A 25,435-nucleotide genomic window follows, 5' to 3' on the forward strand; every position below is an offset into this window, starting at 1 on the left:
GCATGACGATCGTCAACGGCCTCTCGGTCGATGTCGAAGACTGGTTCCAGGTCGGCGCGTTCGAGCACACGATCGCACGCGAGGACTGGGACGGTCTCGAATTGCGCGTAGGCGACAATGTCGCGCGGATCCTCGACCTGTTCGACGAAGCCGGGGTGAAGGCGACCTTTTTCACGCTGGGCTGGATTGCCGAGCGCAATCGTGCCGCGATGCGGGCGATCGTAGATCGCGGGCATGAGCTCGCCAGCCACGGTTACGACCATGCGCGTGTCTTCACGCTGTCGCAGACGGAGTTTGCCGAAGATCTCGCAAAATCGCGCGCGATCCTCGAAGACGCCGCGGGCCAGGCGATAACCGGTTATCGTGCGCCGAGCTTCTCGATCGATGCCCGCAACCGCTGGGCACATGAAGTATTGGCCGAGCATGGCTATGCCTATTCGTCCTCGGTCGCTCCCATCGTTCACGACCATTACGGCTGGCGCGATGCACCGCGTTTCGCCTTCGACCCGGTCCCGGGTAGCGAGCTGGTCGAGATCCCCGTGACCACCGCGATCCTACGCGGCAAGCGGCTGGCGGCTGGCGGCGGCGGGTTCTTCCGCGTGCTGCCTTACGGGTTCAGCCGCTGGGCGATCAGGCAGGTCAACGCCGAGGGACGCCCGTCGGTGTTCTATTTCCACCCATGGGAAGTCGACCCCGGCCAGCCCCGGGTTGCGGGCGCGCCGCTGCGTTCCAGATTGCGGCATTACACCAATCTTTCGCGCATGGCGGGTAAACTGTCCGACCTGCTCGGCGACTTCGCCTGGGGCCGGATGGATGCGCTGGCGGCGCGCGAGAAGCCGCGGAGCCTGGATTGGGCGGCATGAACGCGCCGCTGCGCCACGCCGACACTGTCAGGCAGGTTGATTTCGACGACCCGCGGGACATTGCGCGGGTCGAGGCATTCGTCGAAGAGCTGGACGGCAGCGTCTTCCACCGTCCGCTGTGGCTGCAGGCCATCGCGCGTGGCACGGGCAACGATGCGCTCGGTCTCGTGCTCGAGCGCGGGACGAGCCTGTGCGGCTGGCTGCCGTTGACTGGAGTGCATTCTCCACTGTTCGGGCGTGCGCTGGTATCGAGTGGTTTCGGCATTGGCGGCGGAGCGCTGGCCGCCGATGCACGCGATGGCGAACGGTTGTGCCATGCCGCGGAGGAATTGGCGCAGCGGCTCTCGATCCCCGATATCGAATTGCGCGGTGGTGCCGCACCACACGACTGGAATGTGGTTACAGGTAAGCACGCCAATTTCGCGGGACCGCTAGCCGACGATGACGAGGCGCAATTGCTCGCCATCCCGCGCAAGGCGAGGGCCGAGGTGCGCAAGGGGCTGAAGAACGACCTCGCGACCACTGTGGGCGCGGCGGAGCGTGACCGGATGGCGCATTACGCGGTCTATGCCGAAAGCGTCCGCAATCTCGGAACGCCGGTATTTCCGCGCAGCCTGTTCGATGCGGTGCTCGACCTGTTCGGCGAAGCTGCCGACATCCTTACCGTGTGGGAGGGCGATACACCGGTATCGAGCGTCCTCTCGCTCTATCACGCGGGCGCGGTCATGCCGTTCTGGGGCGGCGGCACCTGGGGTGCAAGAGCGTTGCGTGCCAATGAACGGATGTATTACGAACTCATGGGTCACGCGCGACGCAAAGGATGCACGCGGTTCGATTTCGGTCGCTCGAAAACCGGTAGCGGCCCGTTCGCTTTCAAGAAGAACTGGGGCTTCGAGCCCGAACCGCTGACCTATTACACCTGGTCTGCGGACGCGCGGCGGGGACGCAACATCGATCCGACCGACGAAAGCTATTCGGCAAAAATCGCCTTGTGGAAGCGGCTGCCGATGCCGGTAGCCAATGGGCTGGGACCGTGGATCGCACGCGGACTGGCTTGATGGGCGAGACATTGTTCCTCGGGCACCGCGTGCCCTTTCCGCCCGATCGCGGCGACAAGATCCGCTCGCACCACCTGCTCAGGGCTCTGGCCCGGCGGGGGCCGGTCCATGTCGGCACTTTTGCCGAGAGCGCGGCGGACATGGCGCAGAAGCCCGCACTGGCCGAATTGGCGCGCACGCATGCGCTTGTCCGGCGGAGCAAGCCGCTCCCGCTCGCCGGGCTCGAAGCGCTATGGCAACGCCGCCCGGTCAGCCTCAGCGCGTTCGATCACGCCGCCATGCACCGCTATGTAGCAAAAACGCTCGGCAACCACCCGATCGATACGATCTTCGTGTTTTCGGGCCAGATGGGCCAATATGTACCCCCGAATTTCGTGGGGAGGGTGATCGTCGATTTGTGCGACGTCGATAGCGCCAAGTTCGATGCCTATGCCGATGCCGGGAACCGCAGATGGCTCAACCGGCGCGAGGCGCGGCTGCTCGCACTGGAAGAGGAACGCCTCGCCGCGCGGGCGGACACAACGCTGTTGATCAGCGAAGCGGAAGCGCAGCTTTTTGCGTCACGCCTCCGCCATTCCGGCTCTGCGCGGCTGCGAGCCCTTGGCAATGGCATCGATGCGGACTTTTTCGATCCTGCGCTTGTGGCAAGGCAGGCCGATCTGGAGGAGGGCGATGGCCCCCAGATCGTGTTCACCGGGCAGATGGATTACGCGCCGAATATCGCGGCGGCGCTCTGGATGATCGAGGAAATCATGCCGCGCTTGCGCCGTGCGCATGCGCGGGCGCGGTTCCATGTCGTGGGACGGTCGCCAAGCCGCGGCCTGAGAGAGAAGCACGGTGACCATGGCGCGCGGATATGGGGCGAGGTGCCCGATGTGCGACCGTTCCTAAAGTCCGCTGACATCGTGGTCGCGCCGTTGCTGATCGCGCGCGGCGTGCAGAACAAGGTTCTCGAAGCAATGGCGATGGCCCGCCCCGTGGTCCTCACCTCCGGCGCGGCTACCGGCATCGACGCCGAGGACGGCAACCACTTCGCTATCGCCCCGGCCGATCCCGAAGCAATTGTCGCACGGATCGATGCTCTGGTCGCCGACCCTGTCATGGCCGAAACCATGGGTGCGGCCGCGCGCCGTTTCGTGGTCGAGCATATGGGTTGGGAGGCTGTCGCCGATCAACTCGGCGCCGTGCTCGACCAGCCACGGGACGCCTGCGATGCCGCCTGAGAACCCGGTAGAACGACGTCCTGCGTCCCTGATGTGGCTGGGCGTGGCCGCGATTGCGCTGTTCGCGCTGACATTTGCCGAATGGCGCGCGATGGCGCACCAGTGGTGGAATATCGACACCTACAGCCATATCCTGCTGGTCCCACCGATCATCGGTTGGGTCGCATGGATCCGGCGAGAGGAAATCGCGCGTGCGGGGCTGCGCGGCTGGTGGCCCGGTGTGGTTTGGACATTGCTCGGCCTGTCATGCTGGGCACTGGGGCGGGCGCTGGAGATCAATACCATCGCGCAGGGCGGGGCGGTGGTCGCGCTGCAAGGCGCCGTGCTCGCTTTGCTGGGCCTACGCGCGGGGATCGTCTTGGCGTTTCCGCTTGCCTATGGCCTCGTGCTCGTTCCGTTCGGCGACGAGATCATTCCCCCGCTGCAGATGATCACTGCCGAAATTGCCACCGCGATGACCCGGTGGAGCGGTATCGAGATGGTCGCCGACGGTATCCTTATCGATACACCCGCAGGACTGTTCATCGTTGCGGAGGAATGCTCGGGAGTGAAATTCCTGATCGCCATGGTCGCGCTCGGCATCCTCGTCGCGCATACCTGTTTTTCGAGTTGGCATCGCCGGGCGTGGTTTCTCTTCGCCTGCGTCGTTGTTCCGGTCATCGCCAATGGTATCCGCGCCTGGGCGACGATCTTCATCGCCCAATATGTCGGCGCCGAAGCCGCGGGCGGGTTCGACCATATCGTCTATGGCTGGTTCTTCTTCGCGCTGGTGCTGGCACTGGTTCTGGGGGTGGCCTGGCGGTGGTTCGAGCGCGAGCCCGAGGAGGCCGGCTGGAGCGCAGATGAGATTGCGGCAATGCGCTGGGTGCAACAATGGGAAGGACGTGCACCTGCCCCGGTAATTATCGGGATTGCGACGCTGCTGGCTGCGGGTTTCTTTGCCGTGTTTGCGCAGTTGGTCTAGGCAACGGCTCATGTGCGGGATCGCCGGGATTTTCCATTACGAGACGGTGAAGCCGGTCGACCCGAAGCGGGTCGAACGGATGACCGATGCCATCGCGCATCGCGGGCCTGACGGCAGCGGCGTCTGGACCGCCCCGGGTATCGGGTTGGGGCACCGGCGGCTGTCGATCATCGATCTGGCGGGTTCGCCGCAGCCGATGCACTCTGCCGACGAACGCGCGGTCATCGTCTTCAACGGCGAGATCTACAACTATCGCGAATTGCGGCGCGAGCTCGAGCAGGGCGGGGCGGTTTTCCGCACCGATGGGGATACAGAGGTCATCCTTGCAGCCTGGCAGAAATGGGGCCCCGACTGCCTGCGCCGGTTCGACGGCATGTTCGCCTTTGCGCTCTACGACTGCGCGGCACGCAGGCTTTTCCTCGCGCGCGACCGGTTCGGCGTGAAACCACTCTACCTCGCGCGGATCGAGGGCGGTGCACTGGCCTTCGCCAGCGAACTGAAAGGCCTGCTCGCCAATCCCCTGCTACGCCGGACAATCGATCCACTCGCGATCGAAGACTACATGACATGGGGATATGTTCCCGATCATCGTTCGATCCTGCAGGGCGTCGATAAACTCCCCGCCGGGCATTTCATGCTGCTCGAACACGGACGCCAACCGGGTCCGCCACAGCAATGGTGGGACATCAGCTTCGAGCGGCGCGAGAAGGGGAGCACGCAGGATCTTTCCGCGCAGCTCCTGCACCTGATGCGCGAAGGCGTGACCAGCAGGATGGTCGCCGACGTGCCGCTCGGTGCCTTTCTCTCGGGCGGCGTCGACAGTTCCTCGGTCGTTGCGCTGATGAGCGAGGCCAGCACAGTGCCGGTGACCAGTTGCTCGATCGGTTTCGATGTCGCGAGCGTCGATGAAACGCAATACGCGCGGCAGGTTGCCGGGCAGTTCGACACCGACCATCACGAACGTATCGTCTCGGCCGACCAGTTCGGCGAGATAGACCGTATTGCGGCAATCTTCGACGAGCCCTTTGCCGATGCCAGCGCCTTGCCGACGCTGCGGGTATGCGAACTTGCGCGCGAGCATGTGACCGTGGCGCTGTCGGGCGACGGCGCCGACGAGGCTTTTGCCGGATATCGCCGCCAACTGTTCCATGCGCGCGAGGAACAGGCCCGTTCGGTGCTGCCCGCGGCGCTGCGCCAGCCGGTGTTCGGCGCGCTTGGGCGAATCTGGCCGAAGGCCGACTGGGCACCGCGCCCGCTGCGTGCGAAATCCACCTTGCTGTCGCTCGCCGAGAATGGCGAGGCGGGCTATGCGCGGGCGCTGTCGATCCTCTCCCCCGAGCAGCGCCAGCGGCTCTATGGTGCGACGCTGCTGCGCGAACGGGGCGACTACCGGGCAGAGCAACCGTTCGAGAAACTTATGCGCGATGCCCCCGCGCGTAGCGGCTTGGACCGGGCGCAATATGCCGATCTGAAGTTCTGGCTACCCGGAGACATCCTGACCAAGACCGACCGTACCAGCATGGCGGTTGGTCTGGAGGCGCGCGAGCCGTTGCTCGACCATCGGCTCGTCGAATTCGGAGCACGGCTTTCGCATCGCCAACGCCTGCGCGGGACCACGGGCAAATGGCTGGTCAAGCATACGATGCAGCGATACCTGCCCGACGACATCCTCTATCGTTCGAAGCAGGGTTTCGTGACGCCCGTGTCGCAATGGCTGCGCGGACCGCTTGCTTCCGAAGCCCGCGCTGTCGCCGCAAGCGAGGTGCTGGTGGGTAGCGGATGGTTCGCCCGCAAGGTCCTGAGGCGCCTTGCGGACGACCACATTTCCGGTCGCAGCGATCACGGACGTGTGCTTTGGCAGCTGCTGATGCTCGATCGTTCGCTGCGACAGCTGAAGCCGAGCGCCTAGCGCGCGTCGACCAGCACGACCTCGGCATCGTCGAGAGCTTCGACCGAGATCTCGCTTTCGCCGGTCACCGCGATCCCGTCGCGCGGCCGTGCCTCGACCCCGTTCACGCGGACGCGGCCCGTCGGCGCGACGAGATATTGGTGACGGTCGGGCGAAGTGGTCCAGACCGCCGTCTGACCGGTCGAGAGCGTGGTTGCCGCGACCTTGGCGTCGGTGCGGATAGGCAGTGCGTCGTCGACATCAGGCGTGCCGCTAGCGAGCACTTCGAAACCGCCTTCGCGCGTGGCCTTGGGAAAGGCGCGCTGCCCCCATCCGGGTTTGTCGCCCGTCCGGTCAGGAATGATCCAGATCTGGAACAGCGTGGTCTGCTCGTCCTCGAGATTGTATTCGGCATGGGTGATTCCCGTGCCCGCGCTCATCACCTGCACGTCGCCCGCCACGGTCCGGCCCTCGTTGCCGAGGCTGTCGCGGTGGCTGATCGCGCCGCTGCGCACGAAGGTGACGATTTCCATGTCGCGGTGCGGGTGCGGCGGGAAACCGCTCTGCGCCGCGATGGTGTCGTCGTTCCACACGCGGATGCTGCCCCAGCCCATTCGCTCGGGGTCGTGGTAATTGGCGAAGCTGAAGTGGTGCCGCGCGTCGAGCCAGCCGTGGTCGGCATGGCCAAGCGTGGCGAAGGGTCGGATATCGATCATGGTCCATTCTCACATCGGCGGGGTGTTGACGCCGGTATTCAGGCGATGTGGGGGCGGCTCCAAGCCCGTCAAGAAACACCGATGTGACTGCCCTGCGGCCCAGCTAGGCGGCGCCGTGACCCCGCGCCATGTAATCGGCGCTCTGCATTTCCTTGAGGCGGCTGACCGTCCGCTCGAACTCGAACGCGCCGTCGCCGGCGGTGTAGAGGTCCTCGGGTTCGGCCGCCGCGGTGACGAACAGCTTGACGCCGTTCTCGTAGAGTGCGTCGATGAGCTTGGTGAAGCGGATCGCCTCGTTGCGGTTGTCGGGCGACATGGCGGGGACGCCGACCACGATCACCGTGTGATAGGCATGCGCGATCGCGAGATAATCCGCTGCACCACGGTTTTCGCCACACAGCCGCTTGAAGCTGAACACGCCCACGCCCTTGAGACTCTTGGGCACGTGGATCGTTCGCCCGCCGCCCAGTTCCAGTTCGGCGCTGGGAACATGCGCCGCATCCTCGGGCGCGTAATCGGTGAGGCGGAAGAACGCCTCGCGCACCTGCGCGGTTGCCCTGTCGCCCAACGGGGCGTGCCAGGTCGCGATATCGCCCAGCCGGTCGAGCCGATAATCGGTCGGGCCATTGAGCGGCAGCACGTCCATCTCGGCTTCGACGAGATCGATGAACGGGAGGAACAGAGATCGGTTGAGCCCGTCCTTGTAGAGATCATGCGGTGGGCGGTTGCTGGTGGTGACCACGGTCACGCCCTCATCACGAATCAGCGCAGTGAACAGCCGCGCCATGATCGCCGCGTCGGCGGTGTTGTTCACCACCATCTCGTCGAAGGCGAGGCAGCGCACATCGGCTGCGATATCGCGCGCGACCTTGCCGGTGGGATCGCCGGGATCGCTTTCCCGCCGCTCGCGCATCCGCCGGTCGACCTCGAGCATGAACTCGTGGAAATGCGCGCGGCGTTTCTCGGCGATCCCCAGCGTCTCGACGAACAGGTCCATCAGCATCGACTTGCCGCGCCCGACGCCGCCCCACATGTAGACGCCTTCGGGCCGTGCCTTCTTCGGCTTAAACAGCTGCGCCAAAAGCCCGCCCGAGCTATCCGCCTCGAGGTCCTTCTGCAGCCGGTCGAGCCGCTGGGCGGCACGGCGCTGGTCGGGATCGGCCTGCAATTCGCCCGCCGAGACGAGCCGCTCGTAGCGGGCGAGCATTCCGGTCACGCGGCGGCGCGGGGCTTGATCTTCTTGACGATGCCCGAGAAGCTGGCGACCGCATGGTCTTCCTGAACCACCGTGCCGCGCACGAACACCATACTACCCGTTTCGCGGACGATCTCGCATACCGCGTCGAGCGGCATGTCGGGCTTGCCGCCGCCCACGAACTGCGTCGACAGTTCGACCGTCACCGACGGGCCGGCATTGCCGCTGCCGATATTGTGCATGGTGGTGAACAGCGAAATGTCGATCAGCGACAGCGTCACCGCGCCGTGGATGATGCCCTGCAGGTTCTGGTGGCGCCGTTCGGGGAACATGCGCAGCCGCGCCTTCCCGTCATCGTCGACGCGGGTGATGAGCTTGCCCATCACCGCGCCGTTGAACAGCGTTTCGTCCTTGAGATTCCAATGGCGCCAGCCCGGATTATCCGGGTCGGGGCCATGGTCGAAAACGTCGTCGCGCAGCGCCACTAGACAGGTCTTTAGATCGCGCGTTCGGCGATCATCTTCTTGGTTTCGGCGATTGCCTTGGCTGGGCTGAGGCCCTTCGGGCAGACATTCGCACAGTTCATGATGGTGTGGCAGCGATAGAGGCGGAAGGGGTCTTCCAACTGGTCGAGCCGTTCACCGGTCATTTCGTCGCGGCTGTCGGCCAGCCAGCGATAGGCCTGCAGCAGGATCGCGGGGCCCAGGAACTTGTCCGAATTCCACCAATAGCTGGGGCAGGCGGTCGAGCAGCAGGCGCACAGGATACATTCGTAGAGGCCGTCGAGTTGCTCGCGCTGTTCGGGCGACTGCAGCCGTTCCTTGCCGCTCGGCGTGGTCGAGACGGTCTGCAACCAGGGACGGATGCTGGCGTATTGCGCATAGAAATGCGTGAAGTCGGGCACGAGGTCCTTGATCACGTCCATGCTCGGCAGCGGAGTGATGCGGATTTCACCCTTGAGATCCTCGATTGCGGTGGTGCAGGCGAGACCGTTCTTGCCGTTGAGATTCATCGAGCACGAACCGCAGATCCCTTCGCGGCACGAACGGCGGAAGGTGAGCGTGGGATCGATTTCGTTCTTGATTTTGAACAGTGCATCCAGGACCATCGGGCCGCAATCGTCGAGATCGAGCTCGAACGTATCGTAACGCGGGTTCTCGCCGCTATCGGGATCGTAGCGATAGATCTTGAATTTGCGGATGCGCGAACCGCCCTCGGCCTTGTGGGTACGGCTCTTGCCGGTGATCTTCGAATTCTTGGGAAGGGTGAAGGTCGCCATTACGCTATCGGTCCTGTTGCTTTGCGAAACCCATCTAGCGGCTCGCGCGATGCGCGCAAGGCCGAGTGTGACGCAAATCCTGCAATGCCGTTGCGACGGGATGGAACACAGCCGAGCCACGCCAGCACGAAAACCTGTCCCGCTGCGAAACCTTCGCAAACCGAAGGAAATGCCGGGGAACCTGCGAGTGCCTTCGCGGGTCTAATGAGGCAAGATGGATAGCGGAAACAGTTTTCGGCGTGCCGCGCTGTTCGGTTCCAGCGGCGGAATCGGGGCCGCGCTGTGCTCGGCGCTCGCCGATCGCGATGTCGAAGTATGGGCGGGCAGCCGCGCAGGCCTGTCTCCCGATCCGCGCTGTCACGCGTTTGCCTTCGATCTGGCGCGCGAGGACACGATCGCGGCAGCGGCGGCGGCCATGGCCGATACGCCTCCCGATCTCGTCATCGTCGCCAGCGGTGTGCTGACACTGGCGGATGGGACCGGGCCCGAACGCAGTTACCGGCAAATCGATGCGGACGCGATGGAAGACGCCTTCCGGCTGAACACGATTGGTCCTGCTCTGGTGGCGAAGCACATGCTCCCGCTTCTGCCGCGCGACCGGCGTTGCGTCTTCGCGGCGCTGTCGGCGCGCGTCGGCTCGATAACCGACAACCGCCTCGGTGGCTGGCACAGCTATCGCGCCAGCAAGACCGCCCTCAACATGCTGCTCAAGAACTTCGCGATCGAGCTGGGGCGGACGCACAGGCAGGCGATCGTCGCAGGCCTGCATCCGGGCACGGTGGATTCGGCGCTCTCTGAACCCTTCCAAGCCAATCTGCCCGCGGGGCAACTGACCCGTCCCGCCGATGCCGCCGACAACCTGCTGAACGTCATCGAGGGACTGGCGGTGGCGGACAGCGGCGGCGTGTTCGACTGGAAAGGCGAGGCCGTTCCCGCCTAGCGGGCCGGCTCGTCCGTCTGTTCGCGTTCGGCGCGCTCAAGATTGAAAGCGAGCAGTTCGCCATAGCGCTGGCCTGCCAGACCTTTGCGTCCACTGCGCTGTGGCATCAGCACCCCCGGCTTGGCATTGCCCTCGACCACCATTGGCCCGTCGGGCGTGAAGCCGATATCCCAACCGATAAGCGTGTATTCGGGGAACGCTGTGCTGTGCGCGCGGCAAGCAAGCGCGACGGCAGCCTTCCAGTCGGGCAGTTGCAGATCGCTGAAAGCCGCACAGCTGACCGGGTGGCAGTGGTAATCGCCGCCGCCATAGCCCTTGCAGGCGATATCCGCGCGCCCGGTTTCCAGATCGACCGGCATGATCAGCCCGCCAGCCTTCATGTTGTCGATCACCGGGCCGCGCAGCGAAGGCACGCGCAGCACGCTGCTGACCAGTTCGGGCTCGCCAGTCTCATTCCGCATGGTGGTGAGCCGTGCAGTCGCCAGAGCGTCCATTGCATAGTCCGTCAGCGCTGCGTGGTTGCGCAGTGCGTGCTGGATCACCCACACCTGCCGCTTATCGACATAGGGCGCGATCGCTTGGGCAAAGGCGGCCTGGTCGGCGATTTCGGACACGGCAGGCGGGAGCAGCGCGACACCTCGGCCGCCTTCGCCATGGGTGGGCTTGGCAATCAGCGGATGTCGCCGGGCAGGGCGGAAATCATGTACATCGCGGTTGTAAACCGCGTGCACTTCCGGGTGGGGCAATCCATGCGTGGCGCAGCGGCGATAGAACGCTGCCTTGTCGACCAGCGCGCAGGCACGGCTCCACCCTTTCTGGTTGATAATCTTGTTGAACCCGGCATCTTCGAACCGCCGGATATAGTGATCAAGCTCTTCGGCCCGCTCGATCCGGAACAGCGCGATGTCATTGGGATCGACAAAGCGTGCCCGCGCGATTGCCAACGCTTGCCGTTCCCACTGCGCGTCCATGCCGTACTTTCGCGCGACAGCACGGGTCCTCGAGGGTAGCCATGCGAAGAAAGCGCGCGCGATGACCCGGTCGAGCGCTTCTCGCGCCAGCGAGCGGTTGCGACGGCGGCGCGCGTAATGGGCAGCGAAAACCGGGGCGCTTGTTGCGTCGGCCCCTCCGGGGAACAGCGCGAACGCCTTCTTGGCGTAATAGGCGAACTCGGCGGAGTGCAACGCGGTATCAGACCTCGATCATCTCGCCGCCGACTTCTTCCGGCATGACGGTCGGTGCGAATGGCGTTCGCTCGGCCTTGATGACGCCCTGCCGGTCCATGCTGTAAGCGGCGATATGTTCGAGCAATTGCTGATGCGTCAGTCCGGCAAGTTGCGCGGCGCCCGAGACGGTCTTCTTGGACCACAGGTTGCACGACAGGTTCACTTCCATGAACAGGACTTCGCCGGTCGTGGGCGTATAGCGGAATTCGAACCGGCCATAATCGAACGGCCACAACTCGGGCAGCATGGCGCGCGTGAATTCGCGGATCTTGCGCGTCATCACCGGATTGCGCATCGCGACCAGTCGCTCTTTGGGTCCTTCGCTCAGCCCGCGCTTTTCCTCGTAAGAACGGAAATTGCCCTCGTCGCCGGGCATTTCGAAGCGCATGGTCGACAGCAGGATCGGGTCGTCTCCACCGAGTACGGGCACGACAACGTCATAGGCGCCCTCGTAGCGTTCGACGATGACGTCGTGGCCTTCGGCATGCAGCTTCGCGATGTCGCGCAGCGCCTGGTCCCAGTCGGTCGGCATGGTCACGCCCCAGCTGGCCGAGGAAGCGTTGGGTTTGACCACCAGCCGTTCGAAGGCGAAATCGGGATAGGGAATGTAGAGGCAGCCGCGCCGCGCGATCAGCCACGGCGCCACGGGCACGCCCCGCGCCACCGCAACGGTCTTCATCAGATGCTTGTCGTCCGACAGGCCGCGCAGGATCGGTGAGGCACCCAGGGCGGGCAGACCGATCCGCTGTGCGAGCAAGGGGCCGAGCATTTCGCTCATCGGGAAGCCTGCGCGGTTGAGCAGGGTGAAGACGAAGTCGAAATCGGTCTTGTCGTAGAGCGCGCTGAAGTCGCTTTGCGGGGTGACGTTGAGACCGATCTCGCGCAGTGTGGTCAGCACTTCGTGGTGATAGACCGCATGATTGCCGTCTTCGCCGTGCAACGCTCCGCCTGCAGCGGCATGTTTGGCCAAAAACAGAATGTTCAGCCGCGCCTTATCGGTCTCGGGAATCGTGAACAGATCGATGGTTTCGCTCATGCGCGCGCCCTTACGCCCGGTCTGTATTCCGGTCACGGAATTTGTGCTTGCCGTGGGGGCGAAAAGCGATAGCCTCGGCATAATCTGCGACCGCGAGGGAGTTCGCGATGGGATTGAAGCGCTGGTATGATGCGCATGTGATGCCGCGACTGATTACTTGCGCTTGCGGCCAGGAAGGGATCGAGCGTCGCCGCCGCGAAATCGTACCGCTGGCAAGGGGAAGGGTGCTCGAACTTGGTTGCGGCGGTGGGCTCAACCAGCAATTCTACGAAGCTGGACGGATTAGCGCTTTCGCCGGGATCGACCCGCATGAGAAACTGCTCGAAGGCGCCCGCGCGCGCGCATCGGCGCATGGATGGGACGTGGACATAAGGGCAGGGGTGGCCGAAGATCTGCCGTTCGCCACGGGATCGTTCGACACGGTGGTCTGCACTTACACGCTGTGTTCCGTCGAGGATCCCGAACGCGTGCTTGCCGAGGTCCGCCGCGTGCTGGCCCCGGGTGGGCGCCTGCTGTTTCTCGAACATGGCCGCGCACCCGATCAGGCAGTCGCCCGCTGGCAGGAAAGGATCGAACCGGTGTGGAAGCCGCTGGCGGGCGGTTGCCATCTGACCCGACCCGTCGGCGCCGCTCTGCGCGCGGCGGGCTTCGCTGTCGAACCGCTGGGGCAGGCCTATCTCAGACAGGCTCCCAAGATTATGGGCTGGATGGAATGGGGCGCGGCCCGCAAGGCCTGAGGGTCGGCCGGCCCCGATGGACCAGCCGACCCTCGCTGTAGTTTCGCCTATTCGTCGCCGAAAGTGCGCTGCCACCAGCCGCGCTTTGGCTTGGGCGCTTCGGCAGGCGTTTCCGCGCTCTCTTCCACCGCAGGTGCGGGGGCGGGTCCTGCGGCAACCGGCGTTTCTTCCGGAGCTTCCGGCGCAGCTTTCGGTTCCGCAGGACTGTCGCTTACCGTTTCGGCATCGGCTTTCTTCTTGCGAGGCGCGCGTTTCTTGGGAGCGGGCTTGGCTTCGGCCTCTGCGTCTACACTGGGCGCATCGCTGTCACCGCCCGATTCCGCTTCGCTCTTCTTCTTGCGAGGCGCACGCTTCTTTGGTTTGGGCTTTTCTTCGGTCTCGCCGTCTGCCGGGATATCCGTAGCAGCTTCACCGTCAGCCACGGCTTTCTTCTTACGCGGAGCGCGCTTCTTCGGCTTGGGCTTTTCTTCGCTGTCAGCCGCCGCTTCGGCGGTTTCGGGCGAATCCTCCGGGCCGGCGACAACCGCCATATCCTCGACCACCGCTTCGGAAACCTGTTCGAGCTGTTCGGCGTCCTCGGCGTTCACCTCGTCCGAACGGCGACCGCGTCCGCGACCGCCGCGGCGGCGGCCGCCGCGACGACGGCGCTTCTTCGAACGATCGTCATCTTCGTCGCCTTCGCCGCTCTCACCCTGATCCGCTTCCGCGTTATCGTCCGAATCGTCGCTGTCGTCGCCGTCCAGTTCGTCGTTGCGATCACGCGACTTGTTGCGTCCGCGACCACCACGACGGCGGCGGCGCTTCTTGCGCGGGCGATCATCGTCCCCGTCGTCGCTGTCCTCGTCGTCGCTCTCATCGACCACTTCGTCTTCGATCTCGTCATCGACGATCGGGTCGAAGCGCGGCGCGTCCTTGGGCTTCGGCCCGTGGCTCGACACCGTCATCTTTGCGCCTTCGTCCTCGCCTTCGGGGACGACTTCGACGGTCACATGGTAGCGCTGCTCGATTTCCATCAGCTCGGCACGCTTTTCGTTGAGCAGATAAACCGCCGCTTCTGTGCTCGCTGCAAGGCGGATTACCGAACCCTTGCCCTTGGCCGCTTCGTCCTCGATCAGGCGGAGCGCCGAGAGACCTGCGCTCGACGCGGTGCGCACCAGTCCGGTGCCGTCGCAATGCGGGCATTCGCGCGTCGTGGCCTCGAGCACGCCAGTGCGCAGTCGCTGCCGGCTCATTTCCATCAGGCCGAAGCTGGAGATACGACCGACCTGGATGCGCGCACGATCGTTCTTGAGCGCTTCCTTCATCGCCTTCTCGACCTTGCGCGTGTTGGAGTGGTGCTCCTGGTCGATGAAGTCGATCACCACGAGACCGGCCATGTCGCGCAGGCGCAACTGGCGGGCGATCTCGCGCGCGGCTTCGAGATTGGTGTGCAGCGCGGTTTGCTCGATATTGTGCTCCTTGGTGGAGCGCCCCGAGTTAATGTCGATCGAGACCAGGGCCTCGGTCGGGTTGATCACCAGATAGCCACCCGATTTGAGCTGGACCACGGGATCGTACATCGCCTTGAGCTGGTCTTCCGCGCCATAGCGCTGGAACAGCGGCACCGGGTCCGAATACTGCTTAACCCGCCGCGCGTGGCTGGGCATCAGCAGCTTCATGAACTGCTTGGCCGACTTGTAGCCGTCCTCGCCCTCGACCACGACTTCCTCGATCTCGCGATTGTAGATGTCGCGGATCGCGCGTTTGATGAGGTCGCTGTCCGAATGGATCAGTGCGGGCGCGCTGGAGGACAGCGTGCGTTCGCGGATTTCGTCCCACAGGCGGGCAAGATAATCGAAATCGCGCTTGATCTCGGGTTTGGTGCGCGAAAGGCCCGCCGTGCGCACGATGAGGCCCATGGTCCGCGGCAGGCTGAGGTCGCTGACGACCTGCTTGAGACGCTTGCGGTCCGAGGCGCTGGAAATCTTGCGCGAGATGCCGCCGCCGTGGCTCGAATTGGGCATCAGCACGGTGTAGCGCCCGGCGAGGCTGAGATAGGTGGTCAGCGCGGCGCCCTTGTTGCCGCGCTCTTCCTTGACGACCTGAACCAGCAATACCTGTCGGCGCTGGATGACGTCCTGGATCTTGTAGCGGCGACGCAGAGCCATGCGCTTGGCGCGCGCTTCGTCGACTTCCTTGGTCCGCGCGCGGCCCGTGCCCTGGCGGCGGCCACGACCGCGCTTGCCCCGGCCACGACCGCGCGATTTCTCGTCGCCGTCGCCGTTTTCGGCGTCGTCCTCGGAATCGTCATCGTCATCGTCGTCGCGATCGAGCTGGCCTTCCTCGATCGTGGCGACATCGTCCTTGTCGGACGTGTCGACTTCCTCGAGGCCATCTTCGGCGAGATCCTCGGCCAGCGCCTCCGAACTCTCGTCGTCCGCATCGTATTCGTCGCCGGGCATCTCGCCGCGGTCTTCTTCCTCGTCGCGCAACCGCGCTTCTTCCTCGGCGGCTTCGGCTTCCGCCTCGAGCAACGCTTCGCGGTCTTCCTTGGGAATCTGGTAATAATCGGGATGGATCTCGCTGAAGGCGAGGAAACCGTGCCGATTGCCGCCGAAATCTACGAAGGCCGCCTGCAGCGACGGTTCGACGCGGGTTACTTTAGCGAGATAGATATTGCCCTTGATCTGCTTGTGATCGGCAGATTCGAAATCGAATTCCTCAATCCGGTTGCCCTTGAGCACCGCCACCCGGGTTTCTTCCTGGTGGCGCGCATCGATTAGCATGCGCGTTGCCATGTATATGTCTCCAGCCGCGACGGGGCAGGGGTGAACCTGCAGGCGCGCGGCATATGATGTTGGAAAGTCCGCGGCCCTGTGCGGGCATCGCGGTTTTTGCGAACCGGCCTAGTCCTGCGTCTGCAGCAGGCCGGGTATTCGTGACTGCGGGAGCGGCCGCGCGCTGTTTCTGCGCTGTCCGACCCGACATGGCGACACAGGCAGGTGCCTGTGCTGCGATTGTCGGGGAGTAACGGGCCATGTCCGGCATCAACCTGTATTGCCTTGGGTCGCAACGGATATGCCGCAACGACCGGATAAATAACGGAAATTCTCGATGACCCTCTTCGTCGCGGAATGTTCGCGCCGATCGGAGGCACCGGAAACCGATGAACGATCGCTAGCACCGTGGGTTTCGCACGGCAACCATATTGCGTCACGCGACAACAAAGCCGTAACCATACGGACAATGTCGATCCGCACTCATATTCTGCTGCTGGTGCTCGCACCGCTTGTGCTGGTCGCGCTGCTGGTGGTGTTTGCGCAGCGTATCCCCGTGCCCGAATTGGGCAGGGGATACGTGCTGCGCGTCGAATTGCCCGAGGTCGATGCGCCATCTGCATTGCCCGAGATCGCTGGGCGCGAGGGATTGCCGCTGGTGGTAATCGACCCGGGCCACGGCGGCCATGATCCGGGTGCTTCGGGCCAGGGCTACCAGGAAAAGGCGATCGTTCTTGCACTGGCGCGCGCACTGCGCGACCGGCTCGAAGATGATGGCCAGGTGCGTGTTGCACTGACCCGCGACGACGATCGCTATCTCGTCCATGCCGAACGAGTCGATATCGCGCGCCGCCTAGATGCCGACCTGTTCCTGTCGATCCATGCCGATAGTGCCGGCGACGCGGCAGAGGTGACCGGGGCGAGCATTTATACGCTGTCGAACCAGGCTTCGAGCGAGGCCGCGGCACGCTTTGCCGAACGCGAGAACGCGAGCGACCGACTGAACGGCGTGGATGTCGGCGGGCAGAGCGATGCGGTGAGCACCATTCTGGTGGAGTTGTCGCAGCGGCGCACGCAGGACCAGTCGGATGCCTTCGCGCGGCTGATCCGGCGCGAGGGGGAGGGGGCAATCCGCTTCCATCCACAGCCGCGCCGTTCAGCCGCCTTGAAGGTGCTGCGAGCGCCCGATGTTCCCTCGGTCCTTTTCGAGAGCGGTTTCATCACCAATGAAGACGATGCGGCCCGGCTTGCATCCGCCGAAGGCCAGGCGCGCTTCGCCGAGGTGATGGCGCGCGCAATCCGTGTCTATTTTGCCCGCCAGCAAGAAAGCTGAGGCAAGCGCGCTGTTCGTTCTGGCGAATTGCAGAATGGCCGTGCTAGAGGCGCTGACAAGATCATGTCCGACCAGCCCGCCCTCCAGTATTTCCGCTACCGCATCAGCCGCGATCCCAAGCGGCTGATCGCGTGGTTCAGCGACAATTGGTCGCACAGTCGCGGCCTTCGCATCGCCAGCTATTTCGGCGGGTTCGCGTTGGTCATGCTGCTGCTCGCATGGGCGACGCTGGGTCGCAATCTGCCCGATGCCGAATCGCTGCTCGAATATGAGACACCGTTGCCGACGGTGGTGCGCGGTATCGACGGCGAAATCGTTAGCACCTATGCGCGCGAACGGCGTATCCAGCTGCAATATGTCGATTTTCCCGAGCGACTGATCGAGTCCTTCCTCTCGGCCGAAGACAAGACCTTCTTCAGTCACGGCGGGGTCGACATCACCGGCACCGCCAATGCGGTGATCGATTATGCAACCAAGTTCGCGTCGGGCGAGCGAGCGGTCGGCGGCTCGACGATCACGCAGCAGGTTGCCAAGAACCTGCTGCTGGGGGACGAATATTCGGTCACGCGCAAGCTCAAAGAAATGATCCTCGCCACGCGCATCGAAAGCGTGCTGACCAAGCAGGAAATTCTCGAGCTCTATCTCAACGAAATCCCGCTGGGCCGCCGCAGTTTCGGCGTCCAGGCGGCATCGCGGGCCTATTTCGACAAGGATGTGGGCGACCTCGACCTGCACGAAATGGCCTTCCTTGCGATCTTGCCGAAGGCGCCCGAGCGCTATGGCCGTGAGCGCTACCACGACCTCGCCATTGCGAGGCGCAATTTCGTGCTCGACCAGATGGTCGCCAACGATTTTATCACGGCAACCGAGGGCGAAGCCGCGAAGGCGATGGACCTCGGCCTGGTCGAACAGCGCAGCACACGCTCCGCCGATGCCGGATACTTTCTCGAGGAGGTGCGCCGCCAGCTTATCGACAAGTTCGGCGAGACGGCCGACGATGGACGCAACAGCGTCTATTCCGGCGGCCTTTGGGTGCGCACCTCGCTCGACATAGAACTGCAGGAAGCTGCGCGCGATGCCTTGCGAGCGCAACTGATCAGCTACCACGGCAATCGCGGCTTCACCGGCCCGCTTGCCACGCTCAATCCCGACAATGGCGATCTGACTTCGCAGCTCGCCTCGTCGAATCTGTCGATCAGCTATCGCGACTGGCGCATCGGCGTCGTCACCGCGCCAGGTCGTATCGGTTTCTCCGACGGCGAGGAATTCGCGCTTTCGGGCGGGCCCGCCTCGCTCGCGCCGGGCGATGTCGTCGCCGCCGCGCGGTCGGGTCAGGGTTACGCCATTCGCGGTGTGCCGGAAGTCTCGGGCGCCTTCCTCGCCGAGGCGCCGCAGACCGGCCGGATCCTTGCCATGCAAGGGGGATTCGACAGCCGGCTCGGCAGTTTCAATCGGGCCACGCAGGCGATGCGCCAGCCCGGATCGACAATCAAACCCTTCGTCTATGCTGCCGCGCTAGAGCAGGGCATGACGCCCGCTTCGCAAGTGCCCGACCAGACTTTCTGCGTCTGGCAGGGCGCCAGCCTGGGTGAGAAATGCTTCCGCAACTTCGGCGGCGGCGGCGGCGGCGTGCACACGCTGCGCTGGGGGCTTGAGCAGAGCCGCAACCTGATGACCGTCCACATTGCCGACGATGCCGGCATGGACAATGTGACCAAGACGATCGAGCGCGTCGGCATCGGGTCCTACGAACCGTATTATGCCTTCGCGCTGGGTGCGGGCGAGACCACCGTCGCGCGGATGGTCAATGCCTATGCAGCGCTGGCGAACTGGGGGCGTCAGAATCCCGGCTCGGTGATCGATTACGTCCAGGACCGCGACGGCAAGGTGATCTTCCGCACCGACACGCGCGACTGTTCGAGTTGCAACATGCCCGAATGGGACGGGCAGCCGATGCCGCGGTTCGACGTGTCCGGCCGTCAGGTGATCGATCCGCGCACGGCGTTCCAGATGGTCCACATGCTTCAGGGCGTGGTCACACGCGGCACGGCTACCCGCTTGCGCAGCCTCGACCTGCCGCTGTTCGGCAAGACCGGGACGACCAACGGTCCGACCAATGCATGGTTCGTCGGTGGTTCGCCCGAGATCATCGCCGGCATGTATGTCGGCTTCGACCAGCCGCGCAATCTCGGCGGGTGGGTGCAGGGCGGCAACACCGCCGCGACGATCATGAAGCGCTTCATCGACGCGACAAAGGATCGCTGGGAAGCGGAAGACTTCGTCGCTCCGCCCGGCGTACGGATGGTCAAGATCGACCGCCGCAGCGGCAAGCGTGTGTTTGAGGGTACGCCTTCGGACGAGCCGACCGCCACGATCATTTGGGAGGCCTTCAAGCCTGATACCGAACCGCCGCGTGCGACACGCTCGGACGAGATCGCGGCCAAGCGGAACGAGATTCTCGAACTGATCCGTCGCGGCCGGGCGGGCGCACAGGCGGCGCAGGACAGCGATCGTGGCGACCAGCCAAACGACTTCGTCGAGGACCAGGGCGGCATTTACTGACGCGCGCGCCTGGCGGGCGCTTCCCTCGAGTTCGTGCCCGCGGTGCGACCCTTTACAATCGCCCTGCAGATATTAGGGGCGAAGCCAAGCAAATCCGAAGGAATTTCCTATGCGTGCCGAAGGGCAGGCCCATATCGACCGTATCGAAGCCGCACTTGCGCTGGTGCGCCAGTCGCTCGACTGGGAACAGGCGCTGCGTCGGCTCGACGAGCTCGACGCGCGCGTCCAAGACCCCACGCTGTGGGACGATCCGAAGCAGGCGCAGGCGATCACGCAGGAACAGAAGCGTCTCGAAACCGCGATCAACACCGTGCGCGAAATCGAAAGCGAGATGGCCGATGCGGTGGAGTTCGTCGAGATGGGCGAGGCCGAGGGCGATGCCGATGTCGAGCGCGAGGGCCTCGATACTCTCGCGGGACTTGCCGATCGCGCGGATCGCGACAAGGTGCAGGCGCTCCTGTCGGGCGAGGCCGATGGGTACGATACCTATCTGCAGATCAATGCCGGTGCGGGTGGCACCGAAAGCCAGGACTGGGCCGACATGCTGTTGCGCATGTATGCACGCTGGGCCGAACGCCGCGGCTACAAGGTCGAAACGGTCGAATATGCCGCGGGCGACCAAGCGGGCATCAAGAGCGCCACCCTTCTGATCAAGGGCGAAAACGCCTACGGTTATGCCAAGACCGAAAGCGGCGTGCATCGGCTCGTACGGATCAGTCCCTACGACAGTTCGGCGCGCCGCCACACCAGTTTCAGCTCGGTCTGGGTCTATCCGGTTATCGACGACGATATCGACATCGAGATCAATCCGTCAGACCTCAAGATAGACACCTATCGCGCCAGCGGCGCGGGCGGCCAGCACGTCAACACTACCGACTCCGCGGTACGCATCACTCACCAGCCCACCGGCATCGTCGTCGCCAGCCAGAACGATCGCAGTCAGCACAAGAACCGCGCAACCGCGATGAACATGCTCAAGGCGCGGCTGTTCGAACGCGAAATGGCCGAGCGCGAAGCGGCTGCGAGCGGCGAGTATCAGGAAAAAAGCGAGATTGGCTGGGGCCACCAGATCCGTTCCTACGTGCTCCAGCCGTACCAGATGGTGAAGGATTTGCGCACCGGCGTGCAGTCGCCTACACCCGACGACGTGCTCGACGGCGCGCTTGATCCGTTCATCTCGGCCGCGCTGGCGCAACGCGTGACCGGCGAAAAGGTCGAGGTGGAGGATACCGAATAGGATGCGCAAACAGCTTGCCCTGGCCAGTCTCGCGGTACTGGCCGCGGCAGCTGCAACTCCGGCCCGCGCCGATGTGGTCATCGGTCCGCGCGTGTCCTATTATTTCGACAATTCGAATTTGCGTACGACCGGGATCGATGCGGGTCTCGAAGAAGGTGACGCGCTCGCGCCCGCCGATATCGCAGTCCTGCGAACGGCCTTCGGGGTGGAACCCGAACTGGCTTCGATCGGTGAAAGCGAAGGCGTGCTCGCCGACCAGATCGGTTATCCGATGGTCGGCGCGATGGTCAATTTCGGTGACGATCGCGATCGGTTCACGCTGACCGCCATGTATGGCAGTGGCGAGGGTGATGTGGCGTTATCCGCCGCGGTGTCGCGAACGTTGACGCTTGGGGATAGCCAGTTCGTCGACCTGCTCAATTTCGATGCCAAGGCGGTAAGCAATACCGACAGGCTGGATGTCGAATTGACATGGCAGCGAAGGCAGAGCGAAAGTTTCGCTCTGCTCGCCGGTCTGCGGTATGAACGGCTCGAGAGCAGTTTCACGGGCGATCTGCGGATCGTCCAATCCGCCGCGATTCCTAACGTTATTGCTTTGGCGCGTGCGGCCGCTGCGGGCGACCCGCCACCGGCAGGCGTGCCCTCGATACCTCCGGTGACCGCCGGAGTGCAACAGGACGGAACGATCGAAACGTTCAGTGCGAGGGGCGGGGTCACCGCCTTCGTCCCCGTCGGCGACAGTGCGGTGGCATTTTTCAACGGCATGCTCCAAGCCAGCTACCGACCCGACTACGACGTTGTCACGCAGGTCATCGACCCCGCCGGAGTGTTCAGCGATCGCGTCGCCAGCCGCGACGAGGGTGAATTGAGCTTCGGTCCCGACGTCTCGGTTGGGGCGCAGTTCATCCTTTCGCAGAATCTGGCGCTCGACCTGCGGTATCGCGCGGTGCTGTTCTTCCCGCTGTCGGAGGCGGAGAGCTTCAGCGACGCGCGGGTCAATCACGGTGTCAATCTGGGTCTGTCGTTGCGCCTCTGACGACGAAGGAGACGGTCCCGCTCGCTAATTGCGCCCGACGGGGTGCTGGCCTACAGCTCCCGTCGACCCGGGTCGCACGGGGGAGAAACTGGTTTGCAACGCAGTTATGTGATGGCCGGGGCCGTGTTGGCGACAGCGCTTGCCACGCCGGCGCAAGCCGATGTCGTCATCGGTCCCAGCGTGTCCTATTATTTCGACAATTCCAACTTGCGCGCTTCGGATCTCGACGGGCTGCGTGACGCCCTGCAGGTGATCGATGCGGACCTCACCGGCCAGTTGCGCGAGGCAAGCGGGTTCGACGATCTGACCGTTGAAGTGCAGGACAATGGCTCGGCTTCCAATTCGGACCAGGTCGGCTTCGCCATGGTCGGCGAAATGGTCAATTTCGGCGGGGACCGCGACCGCTTTACGGTCACTGCCATGTATGGATCGGGCGAAGCGGGCACCGAGCTGGTCTCTTCGCGCTATGTAACGCTGTCGGTCGCCGACGTGCAATTCACCGAACTGTCGATAATTCAGACCGTGACCGCCGAGGAAGTCGACCGGCTCGATTTGGAGCTGACCTGGCAAAGACGGGTCAGCGAGAACTTCGCGATTCCTGCAGGCGCACGCTACGAACGTCTCGCAGTGACCGGTACGGGGACGCTGGTTATCCAGCAGAACGACGAAGTCCGCCAGTTCGTCGCGGATGTTCTCGGCGAGGATGCGCCGACCCGGAACATCGATGCACTCGGGCGTCCGGATCGGATCGCAACCGAACGTTCGCTCGAGACGTTCAGCGGCCGGGCAGGGGTTGCCGCCTTCCTCCCCTTCAACGCGCATGCCGTCGCATTCTTCAACGGCATGGTCCACGCCAGCCACCAACCCGCGAGCACCTTCGAGACGCGCTTCCTTGGGTTCGACGAGGAAACCCTGGGCGTGGAAGAGCGCCGTGATGCAGCCGAAACCAGTATCGGTCCCGATTTCGCGGTCGGCGCGCAGTTCATCCTCACCGACAGCATCGCACTGACATCCGCTATCGCGCGATCATGTTCTTCCCGCTGTCGGGCGATTTCGATTTCGGCGATTCGCGGGTAAACCACGGGGTGAACCTCGGCGTGTCGCTCAGATTGTGAGGTGGACATGAGGCGGATTTCTGCTCTGCTTTCGCGCATCGCGCTATTGGCCTGTGCGCTGCTTGCGGCCGTCACACCGGCCCGCGCCGACGTGAAAGCACTGCTGCTTGCGACCGATTATGCCGAGGCGGCCGACAGCCGGTTGCAATTGGACAGCCCGGTCGCCGACGGGCGTATGATCGCAGCCGCGCTGCGCCGGACCACGGTCGACGAGATCGAGCTGGTCGAGGAGCCCGATGCGGCGCGCTGGGGAACCGCTTTCGAGGATTTCGCGGCCTCGCTCAGCGGCGACGACATAGCCTTCGTCTATTTCGCGGGGCACGGGTTCCAGATCGACGGGGCGAATTACCTGCTTGCTGCCGATGGGCATTCGCTGATCGGGCTCGACGCAATGCTGCGGCGGTTGACCGGCGAAGCGCGCGGTGTGGTGTTCGTCGTTGACGCATGCCGCAACAATCCGCTGATCGAGGCGGATCGCTCCACCGAAATGGAGATCGTGGCGGTCGAAGGGGCGCAGCGCGCGCTCGATACGGTGACGCTCGACGATATCGTGTTTTCGAACCGCGGGCTGGCGCAGGTCGGCAGCCTGCGCGGGCTTTCGGCGGTGGTGTTCTTCTCGACCGAACCGGGCAATGTTGCCGAAGACGGGGCGACGGCGGGCAAGGGCAGTCCGTTCGCGATCGAATTTGCTCGCGAGATCCGCCGCCGCCAGTCGCTGGACGAGACTTTCCGCAAGACTGCCGTCGCGGTGAACGAGCGCACATCGGGACGCCAGTCGCCCTGGCGTCAGGGCGATCTTCCCTTCGACGTGTTTATCGGCGGCATGCGGGCATTGCCCATCCCCTGACGGATCGGCATAGGCGCATCATGACACGGATTGCTGCCATCGGCCTGCTCGCGCTTGCGGTGATTGCCTGCGATGAGCCCGCTGCGACCGAGGCGGGTTTCCCCGCGCCCGATCGGCCGGTGTCGCAGATCGGCTCCAACCAGTACTCGACCGAAGATCAGCGAGACAGCCGCGGCGAGGCGCAGACGGTCATGGATCTCGCCGATATCGAGCCCGGCATGACGGTTGCCGATATTGGTGCTGGTAATGGATATTACACCGTGCGTCTTGCCGAACGCGTGGGCGACGACGGCCGCGTGTTGGCACAGGATATCGATCGCGAAGCGCTCAGCCGGCTTGGGCGACGCATCGAACGTCAGCGGCTCGAGAACGTTTCGATCCGGCTTGGCGAAATGGCGAATCCCAAGCTCCCCGACGGCAGCTTCGACCGGATCTTCATGGTCCATATGTATCACGAGATCGAAAGCCCCTACGAGTTCCTGTGGCGGATGTGGCCGTCGCTGCGCGAAGACGGGCAGGTCATTGTGGTCGATGTCGATCGGCCGACCGACCGCCATGGCATCCCGCCCAAGCTGTTGTTCTGCGAGTTCGACCAGGTCGGGCTCAAACTCGTCGAGTTCGTCGAGCGGCCCGACTTTCGCGGCTATTTCGCGCGGTTCGAGCGTGGCGGAGCGCGGGCAGAACCCGCTGCCATCGAGGCTTGCCCCAACATTTGACGGGTCGGTCTGTAGCTATTGCGGTCGGAACATTCGCCGCTGAAGCAAATTTATGATATAAGTTATTGTTATATTGGCGGTTCTTGAGCCTGCGGCAGTTTCACTCCCGATGGCCATCGGCCCTTTTCCTTACCAGTCCAGGATGCTAGGCGCTGCGGCAAGTACAAGGCCATAAGAACTGAGGAGTGCCGCCGGGGATGACTGACTTCCCAACCCGTTTCGACCGCGAAGACCTGCTGAAATGCGCGCGCGGTGAATTGTTCGGCCCCGGCAATGCCCAATTGCCCGAACCGCCCATGCTGATGATGGATCGGATCACCGATATTTCTGGTGATGGCGGGGAGCATGGCAAGGGCCATGTCGTCGCCGAGTTCGACATCAAGCCCGACCTGTGGTTCTTCGACTGTCATTTCCCCGGTAATCCGATCATGCCAGGCTGTCTGGGCCTCGACGGGCTGTGGCAGCTTACCGGGTTCAATCTCGGTTGGCGCGGGTGGCAGGGGCGCGGCTATGCGCTCGGCGTCGGCGAGGTCAAGCTGACCGGCATGGTACGGCCCGACCGCAAGATGCTGACCTATTACGTGGACTTCACCAAAGCGGTGCAGACCCGTCGGCTAACCATGGGCGTAGCCGACGGTCGTGTCGAAGCCGATGGCGAAGTCATCTACCAAGTCAAAGATATGAAAGTCGCCTTGTCAGAGGCGTGAG

General features: G+C 64.0%; 22 protein-coding genes. 15 read left to right on the top strand and 7 right to left on the bottom strand.

Translation table 11 applies throughout. The annotated features are described in order from the left end of the window. The first annotated feature begins 2 nt into the window (after positions 1-2). The 5 genes from FHS69_RS01980 to FHS69_RS02000 are packed head-to-tail and all read left to right on the top strand — an operon-like array spanning position 3 to position 6,017. A complete protein-coding gene (locus FHS69_RS01980; RefSeq protein ID WP_166776135.1) occupies positions 3-863 on the top strand; it encodes an XrtA system polysaccharide deacetylase in 861 nt (286 codons plus the stop codon). Further along, complete coding sequence (locus tag FHS69_RS01985) at positions 860-1,921, top strand: FemAB family XrtA/PEP-CTERM system-associated protein (protein ID WP_166776137.1); 1,062 nt, start codon at positions 860-862, stop codon at positions 1,919-1,921. Before FHS69_RS01980 ends, FHS69_RS01985 begins: the two co-directional genes overlap by 4 nt. Beyond that, on the top strand, positions 1,921-3,144 hold the full coding sequence (locus tag FHS69_RS01990) for a TIGR03087 family PEP-CTERM/XrtA system glycosyltransferase (RefSeq protein ID WP_166776139.1): 1,224 nt from the start codon (positions 1,921-1,923) through the stop codon (positions 3,142-3,144). The genes FHS69_RS01985 and FHS69_RS01990 overlap by 1 nt, the downstream gene beginning before the upstream one ends. Then, positions 3,134-4,108, top strand: a complete 975-nt coding sequence (xrtA, locus tag FHS69_RS01995) for an exosortase A (protein ID WP_166776141.1) — start codon at positions 3,134-3,136, stop codon at positions 4,106-4,108. Before FHS69_RS01990 ends, xrtA begins: the two co-directional genes overlap by 11 nt. Before the next feature lie 10 nt (positions 4,109-4,118). Beyond that, the gene (locus FHS69_RS02000; RefSeq protein WP_166776143.1) at positions 4,119-6,017 is read left to right on the top strand and encodes an XrtA/PEP-CTERM system amidotransferase; all 1,899 of its coding nucleotides are present in this window, start codon (positions 4,119-4,121) and stop codon (positions 6,015-6,017) included. On the opposite strand, the gene FHS69_RS02005 is transcribed toward FHS69_RS02000, so the two are convergent. The 4 genes from FHS69_RS02005 to FHS69_RS02020 form a co-directional block, all read right to left on the bottom strand. Beyond that, a complete protein-coding gene (locus tag FHS69_RS02005) occupies positions 6,014-6,712 on the bottom strand; it encodes a pirin family protein (protein ID WP_166776145.1) in 699 nt (232 codons plus the stop codon). The two genes, FHS69_RS02000 and FHS69_RS02005, sit on opposite strands and share 4 nt — an antisense overlap. A gap of 103 nt (positions 6,713-6,815) precedes the next feature. After that, positions 6,816-7,928, bottom strand: a complete 1,113-nt coding sequence (gene zapE / locus FHS69_RS02010) for a cell division protein ZapE (protein ID WP_166776147.1) — start codon at positions 7,926-7,928, stop codon at positions 6,816-6,818. Continuing rightward, entirely contained in the window at positions 7,925-8,392 is a 468-nt protein-coding gene (locus FHS69_RS02015) for a hotdog domain-containing protein (protein ID WP_166776149.1), read from the bottom strand. Before FHS69_RS02015 ends, zapE begins: the two co-directional genes overlap by 4 nt. Positions 8,393-8,403: 11 nt before the next feature. Continuing rightward, positions 8,404-9,186 carry a succinate dehydrogenase iron-sulfur subunit gene (locus tag FHS69_RS02020; RefSeq protein WP_067466409.1) on the bottom strand — a complete coding sequence of 261 codons (783 nt, stop codon included), beginning with the start codon at positions 9,184-9,186 and terminating at the stop codon, positions 8,404-8,406. A gap of 214 nt (positions 9,187-9,400) precedes the next feature. Between FHS69_RS02020 and FHS69_RS02025 the strand changes: the two genes are divergently transcribed. Further along, entirely contained in the window at positions 9,401-10,126 is a 726-nt protein-coding gene (locus FHS69_RS02025; RefSeq protein ID WP_166776151.1) for an SDR family NAD(P)-dependent oxidoreductase, read from the top strand. Here the strand turns inward: FHS69_RS02025 and FHS69_RS02030 are convergent. Together FHS69_RS02030 and FHS69_RS02035 are read right to left on the bottom strand one after the other, a co-directional pair. After that, positions 10,123-11,310 (bottom strand): sugar-transfer associated ATP-grasp domain-containing protein, encoded by a 1,188-nt coding sequence (locus FHS69_RS02030; protein WP_166776154.1) that lies wholly within the window; start codon positions 11,308-11,310, stop codon positions 10,123-10,125. The two genes, FHS69_RS02025 and FHS69_RS02030, sit on opposite strands and share 4 nt — an antisense overlap. A 7-nt stretch (positions 11,311-11,317) precedes the next feature. Beyond that, complete coding sequence (locus FHS69_RS02035; RefSeq protein WP_067506938.1) at positions 11,318-12,388, bottom strand: D-alanine--D-alanine ligase family protein; 1,071 nt, start codon at positions 12,386-12,388, stop codon at positions 11,318-11,320. Positions 12,389-12,495: 107 nt separating this feature from the next. On the opposite strand from FHS69_RS02035, the gene FHS69_RS02040 reads away from it, so the two are divergent. Beyond that, positions 12,496-13,125: a class I SAM-dependent methyltransferase gene (locus tag FHS69_RS02040; RefSeq protein ID WP_166776155.1), complete on the top strand. Its 630-nt coding sequence runs from the start codon at positions 12,496-12,498 to the stop codon at positions 13,123-13,125. 47 nt (positions 13,126-13,172) lie between these two features. Here FHS69_RS02040 and FHS69_RS02045 read toward each other — a convergent pair whose 3' ends face one another. Further along, positions 13,173-15,902, bottom strand: coding sequence for an Rne/Rng family ribonuclease (locus tag FHS69_RS02045; RefSeq protein WP_166776157.1), 2,730 nt, complete (start codon positions 15,900-15,902; stop codon positions 13,173-13,175). 448 nt (positions 15,903-16,350) lie between these two features. Between FHS69_RS02045 and FHS69_RS02050 the strand changes: the two genes are divergently transcribed. The 8 genes from FHS69_RS02050 to fabA all read left to right on the top strand — a co-directional run bounded on the left by FHS69_RS02050 (position 16,351) and on the right by fabA (position 25,434). Further along, positions 16,351-17,214, top strand: coding sequence for an N-acetylmuramoyl-L-alanine amidase family protein (locus FHS69_RS02050; RefSeq protein ID WP_067676655.1), 864 nt, complete (start codon positions 16,351-16,353; stop codon positions 17,212-17,214). 63 nt (positions 17,215-17,277) lie between these two features. After that, positions 17,278-19,776: a penicillin-binding protein 1A gene (locus FHS69_RS02055; protein WP_166776159.1), complete on the top strand. Its 2,499-nt coding sequence runs from the start codon at positions 17,278-17,280 to the stop codon at positions 19,774-19,776. Positions 19,777-19,885: 109 nt separating this feature from the next. Next, the gene (gene prfB, locus FHS69_RS02060; RefSeq protein WP_067466424.1) at positions 19,886-21,013 is read left to right on the top strand and encodes a peptide chain release factor 2; all 1,128 of its coding nucleotides are present in this window, start codon (positions 19,886-19,888) and stop codon (positions 21,011-21,013) included. A 1-nt stretch (position 21,014) separates the two neighbouring features. Continuing rightward, the gene (locus FHS69_RS02065) at positions 21,015-22,049 is read left to right on the top strand and encodes a hypothetical protein (protein ID WP_166776161.1); all 1,035 of its coding nucleotides are present in this window, start codon (positions 21,015-21,017) and stop codon (positions 22,047-22,049) included. A gap of 111 nt (positions 22,050-22,160) precedes the next feature. Next, complete coding sequence (locus FHS69_RS02070) at positions 22,161-23,126, top strand: hypothetical protein (protein WP_166776163.1); 966 nt, start codon at positions 22,161-22,163, stop codon at positions 23,124-23,126. A gap of 45 nt (positions 23,127-23,171) precedes the next feature. After that, complete coding sequence (locus tag FHS69_RS02075; RefSeq protein WP_166776165.1) at positions 23,172-24,011, top strand: caspase family protein; 840 nt, start codon at positions 23,172-23,174, stop codon at positions 24,009-24,011. A gap of 20 nt (positions 24,012-24,031) precedes the next feature. Continuing rightward, on the top strand, positions 24,032-24,727 hold the full coding sequence (locus tag FHS69_RS02080; RefSeq protein ID WP_166776167.1) for a class I SAM-dependent methyltransferase: 696 nt from the start codon (positions 24,032-24,034) through the stop codon (positions 24,725-24,727). A gap of 197 nt (positions 24,728-24,924) precedes the next feature. Further along, complete coding sequence (fabA, locus tag FHS69_RS02085; protein WP_067506891.1) at positions 24,925-25,434, top strand: bifunctional 3-hydroxydecanoyl-ACP dehydratase/trans-2-decenoyl-ACP isomerase; 510 nt, start codon at positions 24,925-24,927, stop codon at positions 25,432-25,434. Position 25,435: the final 1 nt, after the last annotated feature.

Origin of the sequence: Qipengyuania flava, assembly GCF_011762005.1 — a bacterium.
GTDB classification, from domain to species: Bacteria; Pseudomonadota; Alphaproteobacteria; order Sphingomonadales; family Sphingomonadaceae; genus Qipengyuania; species Qipengyuania flava.

Excerpts from the sequence above, each read along its gene's own strand:
- FHS69_RS02065 (WP_166776161.1), top strand. The coding sequence starts at position 21,015 with ATGCGCAAACAGCTTGCCCTGGCCAGTCTCGCGGTACTGGCCGCGGCA.
- FHS69_RS02035 (WP_067506938.1), bottom strand. The coding sequence starts at position 12,388 with ATGAGCGAAACCATCGATCTGTTCACGATTCCCGAGACCGATAAGGCG.
- FHS69_RS02025 (WP_166776151.1), top strand. The coding sequence starts at position 9,401 with ATGGATAGCGGAAACAGTTTTCGGCGTGCCGCGCTGTTCGGTTCCAGC.
- fabA (WP_067506891.1), top strand. The coding sequence starts at position 24,925 with ATGACTGACTTCCCAACCCGTTTCGACCGCGAAGACCTGCTGAAATGC.
- FHS69_RS01985 (WP_166776137.1), top strand. The coding sequence starts at position 860 with ATGAACGCGCCGCTGCGCCACGCCGACACTGTCAGGCAGGTTGATTTC.
- FHS69_RS02020 (WP_067466409.1), bottom strand. The coding sequence starts at position 9,186 with ATGGCGACCTTCACCCTTCCCAAGAATTCGAAGATCACCGGCAAGAGC.
- FHS69_RS02005 (WP_166776145.1), bottom strand. The coding sequence starts at position 6,712 with ATGATCGATATCCGACCCTTCGCCACGCTTGGCCATGCCGACCACGGC.
- FHS69_RS02075 (WP_166776165.1), top strand. The coding sequence starts at position 23,172 with ATGAGGCGGATTTCTGCTCTGCTTTCGCGCATCGCGCTATTGGCCTGT.
- FHS69_RS01990 (WP_166776139.1), top strand. The coding sequence starts at position 1,921 with ATGGGCGAGACATTGTTCCTCGGGCACCGCGTGCCCTTTCCGCCCGAT.
- FHS69_RS02000 (WP_166776143.1), top strand. The coding sequence starts at position 4,119 with ATGTGCGGGATCGCCGGGATTTTCCATTACGAGACGGTGAAGCCGGTC.
- FHS69_RS02045 (WP_166776157.1), bottom strand. The coding sequence starts at position 15,902 with ATGGCAACGCGCATGCTAATCGATGCGCGCCACCAGGAAGAAACCCGG.
- FHS69_RS02050 (WP_067676655.1), top strand. The coding sequence starts at position 16,351 with ATGTCGATCCGCACTCATATTCTGCTGCTGGTGCTCGCACCGCTTGTG.
- FHS69_RS01980 (WP_166776135.1), top strand. The coding sequence starts at position 3 with ATGACGATCGTCAACGGCCTCTCGGTCGATGTCGAAGACTGGTTCCAG.
- FHS69_RS02055 (WP_166776159.1), top strand. The coding sequence starts at position 17,278 with ATGTCCGACCAGCCCGCCCTCCAGTATTTCCGCTACCGCATCAGCCGC.
- prfB (WP_067466424.1), top strand. The coding sequence starts at position 19,886 with ATGCGTGCCGAAGGGCAGGCCCATATCGACCGTATCGAAGCCGCACTT.
- xrtA (WP_166776141.1), top strand. The coding sequence starts at position 3,134 with ATGCCGCCTGAGAACCCGGTAGAACGACGTCCTGCGTCCCTGATGTGG.
- FHS69_RS02080 (WP_166776167.1), top strand. The coding sequence starts at position 24,032 with ATGACACGGATTGCTGCCATCGGCCTGCTCGCGCTTGCGGTGATTGCC.
- FHS69_RS02070 (WP_166776163.1), top strand. The coding sequence starts at position 22,161 with ATGGCCGGGGCCGTGTTGGCGACAGCGCTTGCCACGCCGGCGCAAGCC.
- FHS69_RS02040 (WP_166776155.1), top strand. The coding sequence starts at position 12,496 with ATGGGATTGAAGCGCTGGTATGATGCGCATGTGATGCCGCGACTGATT.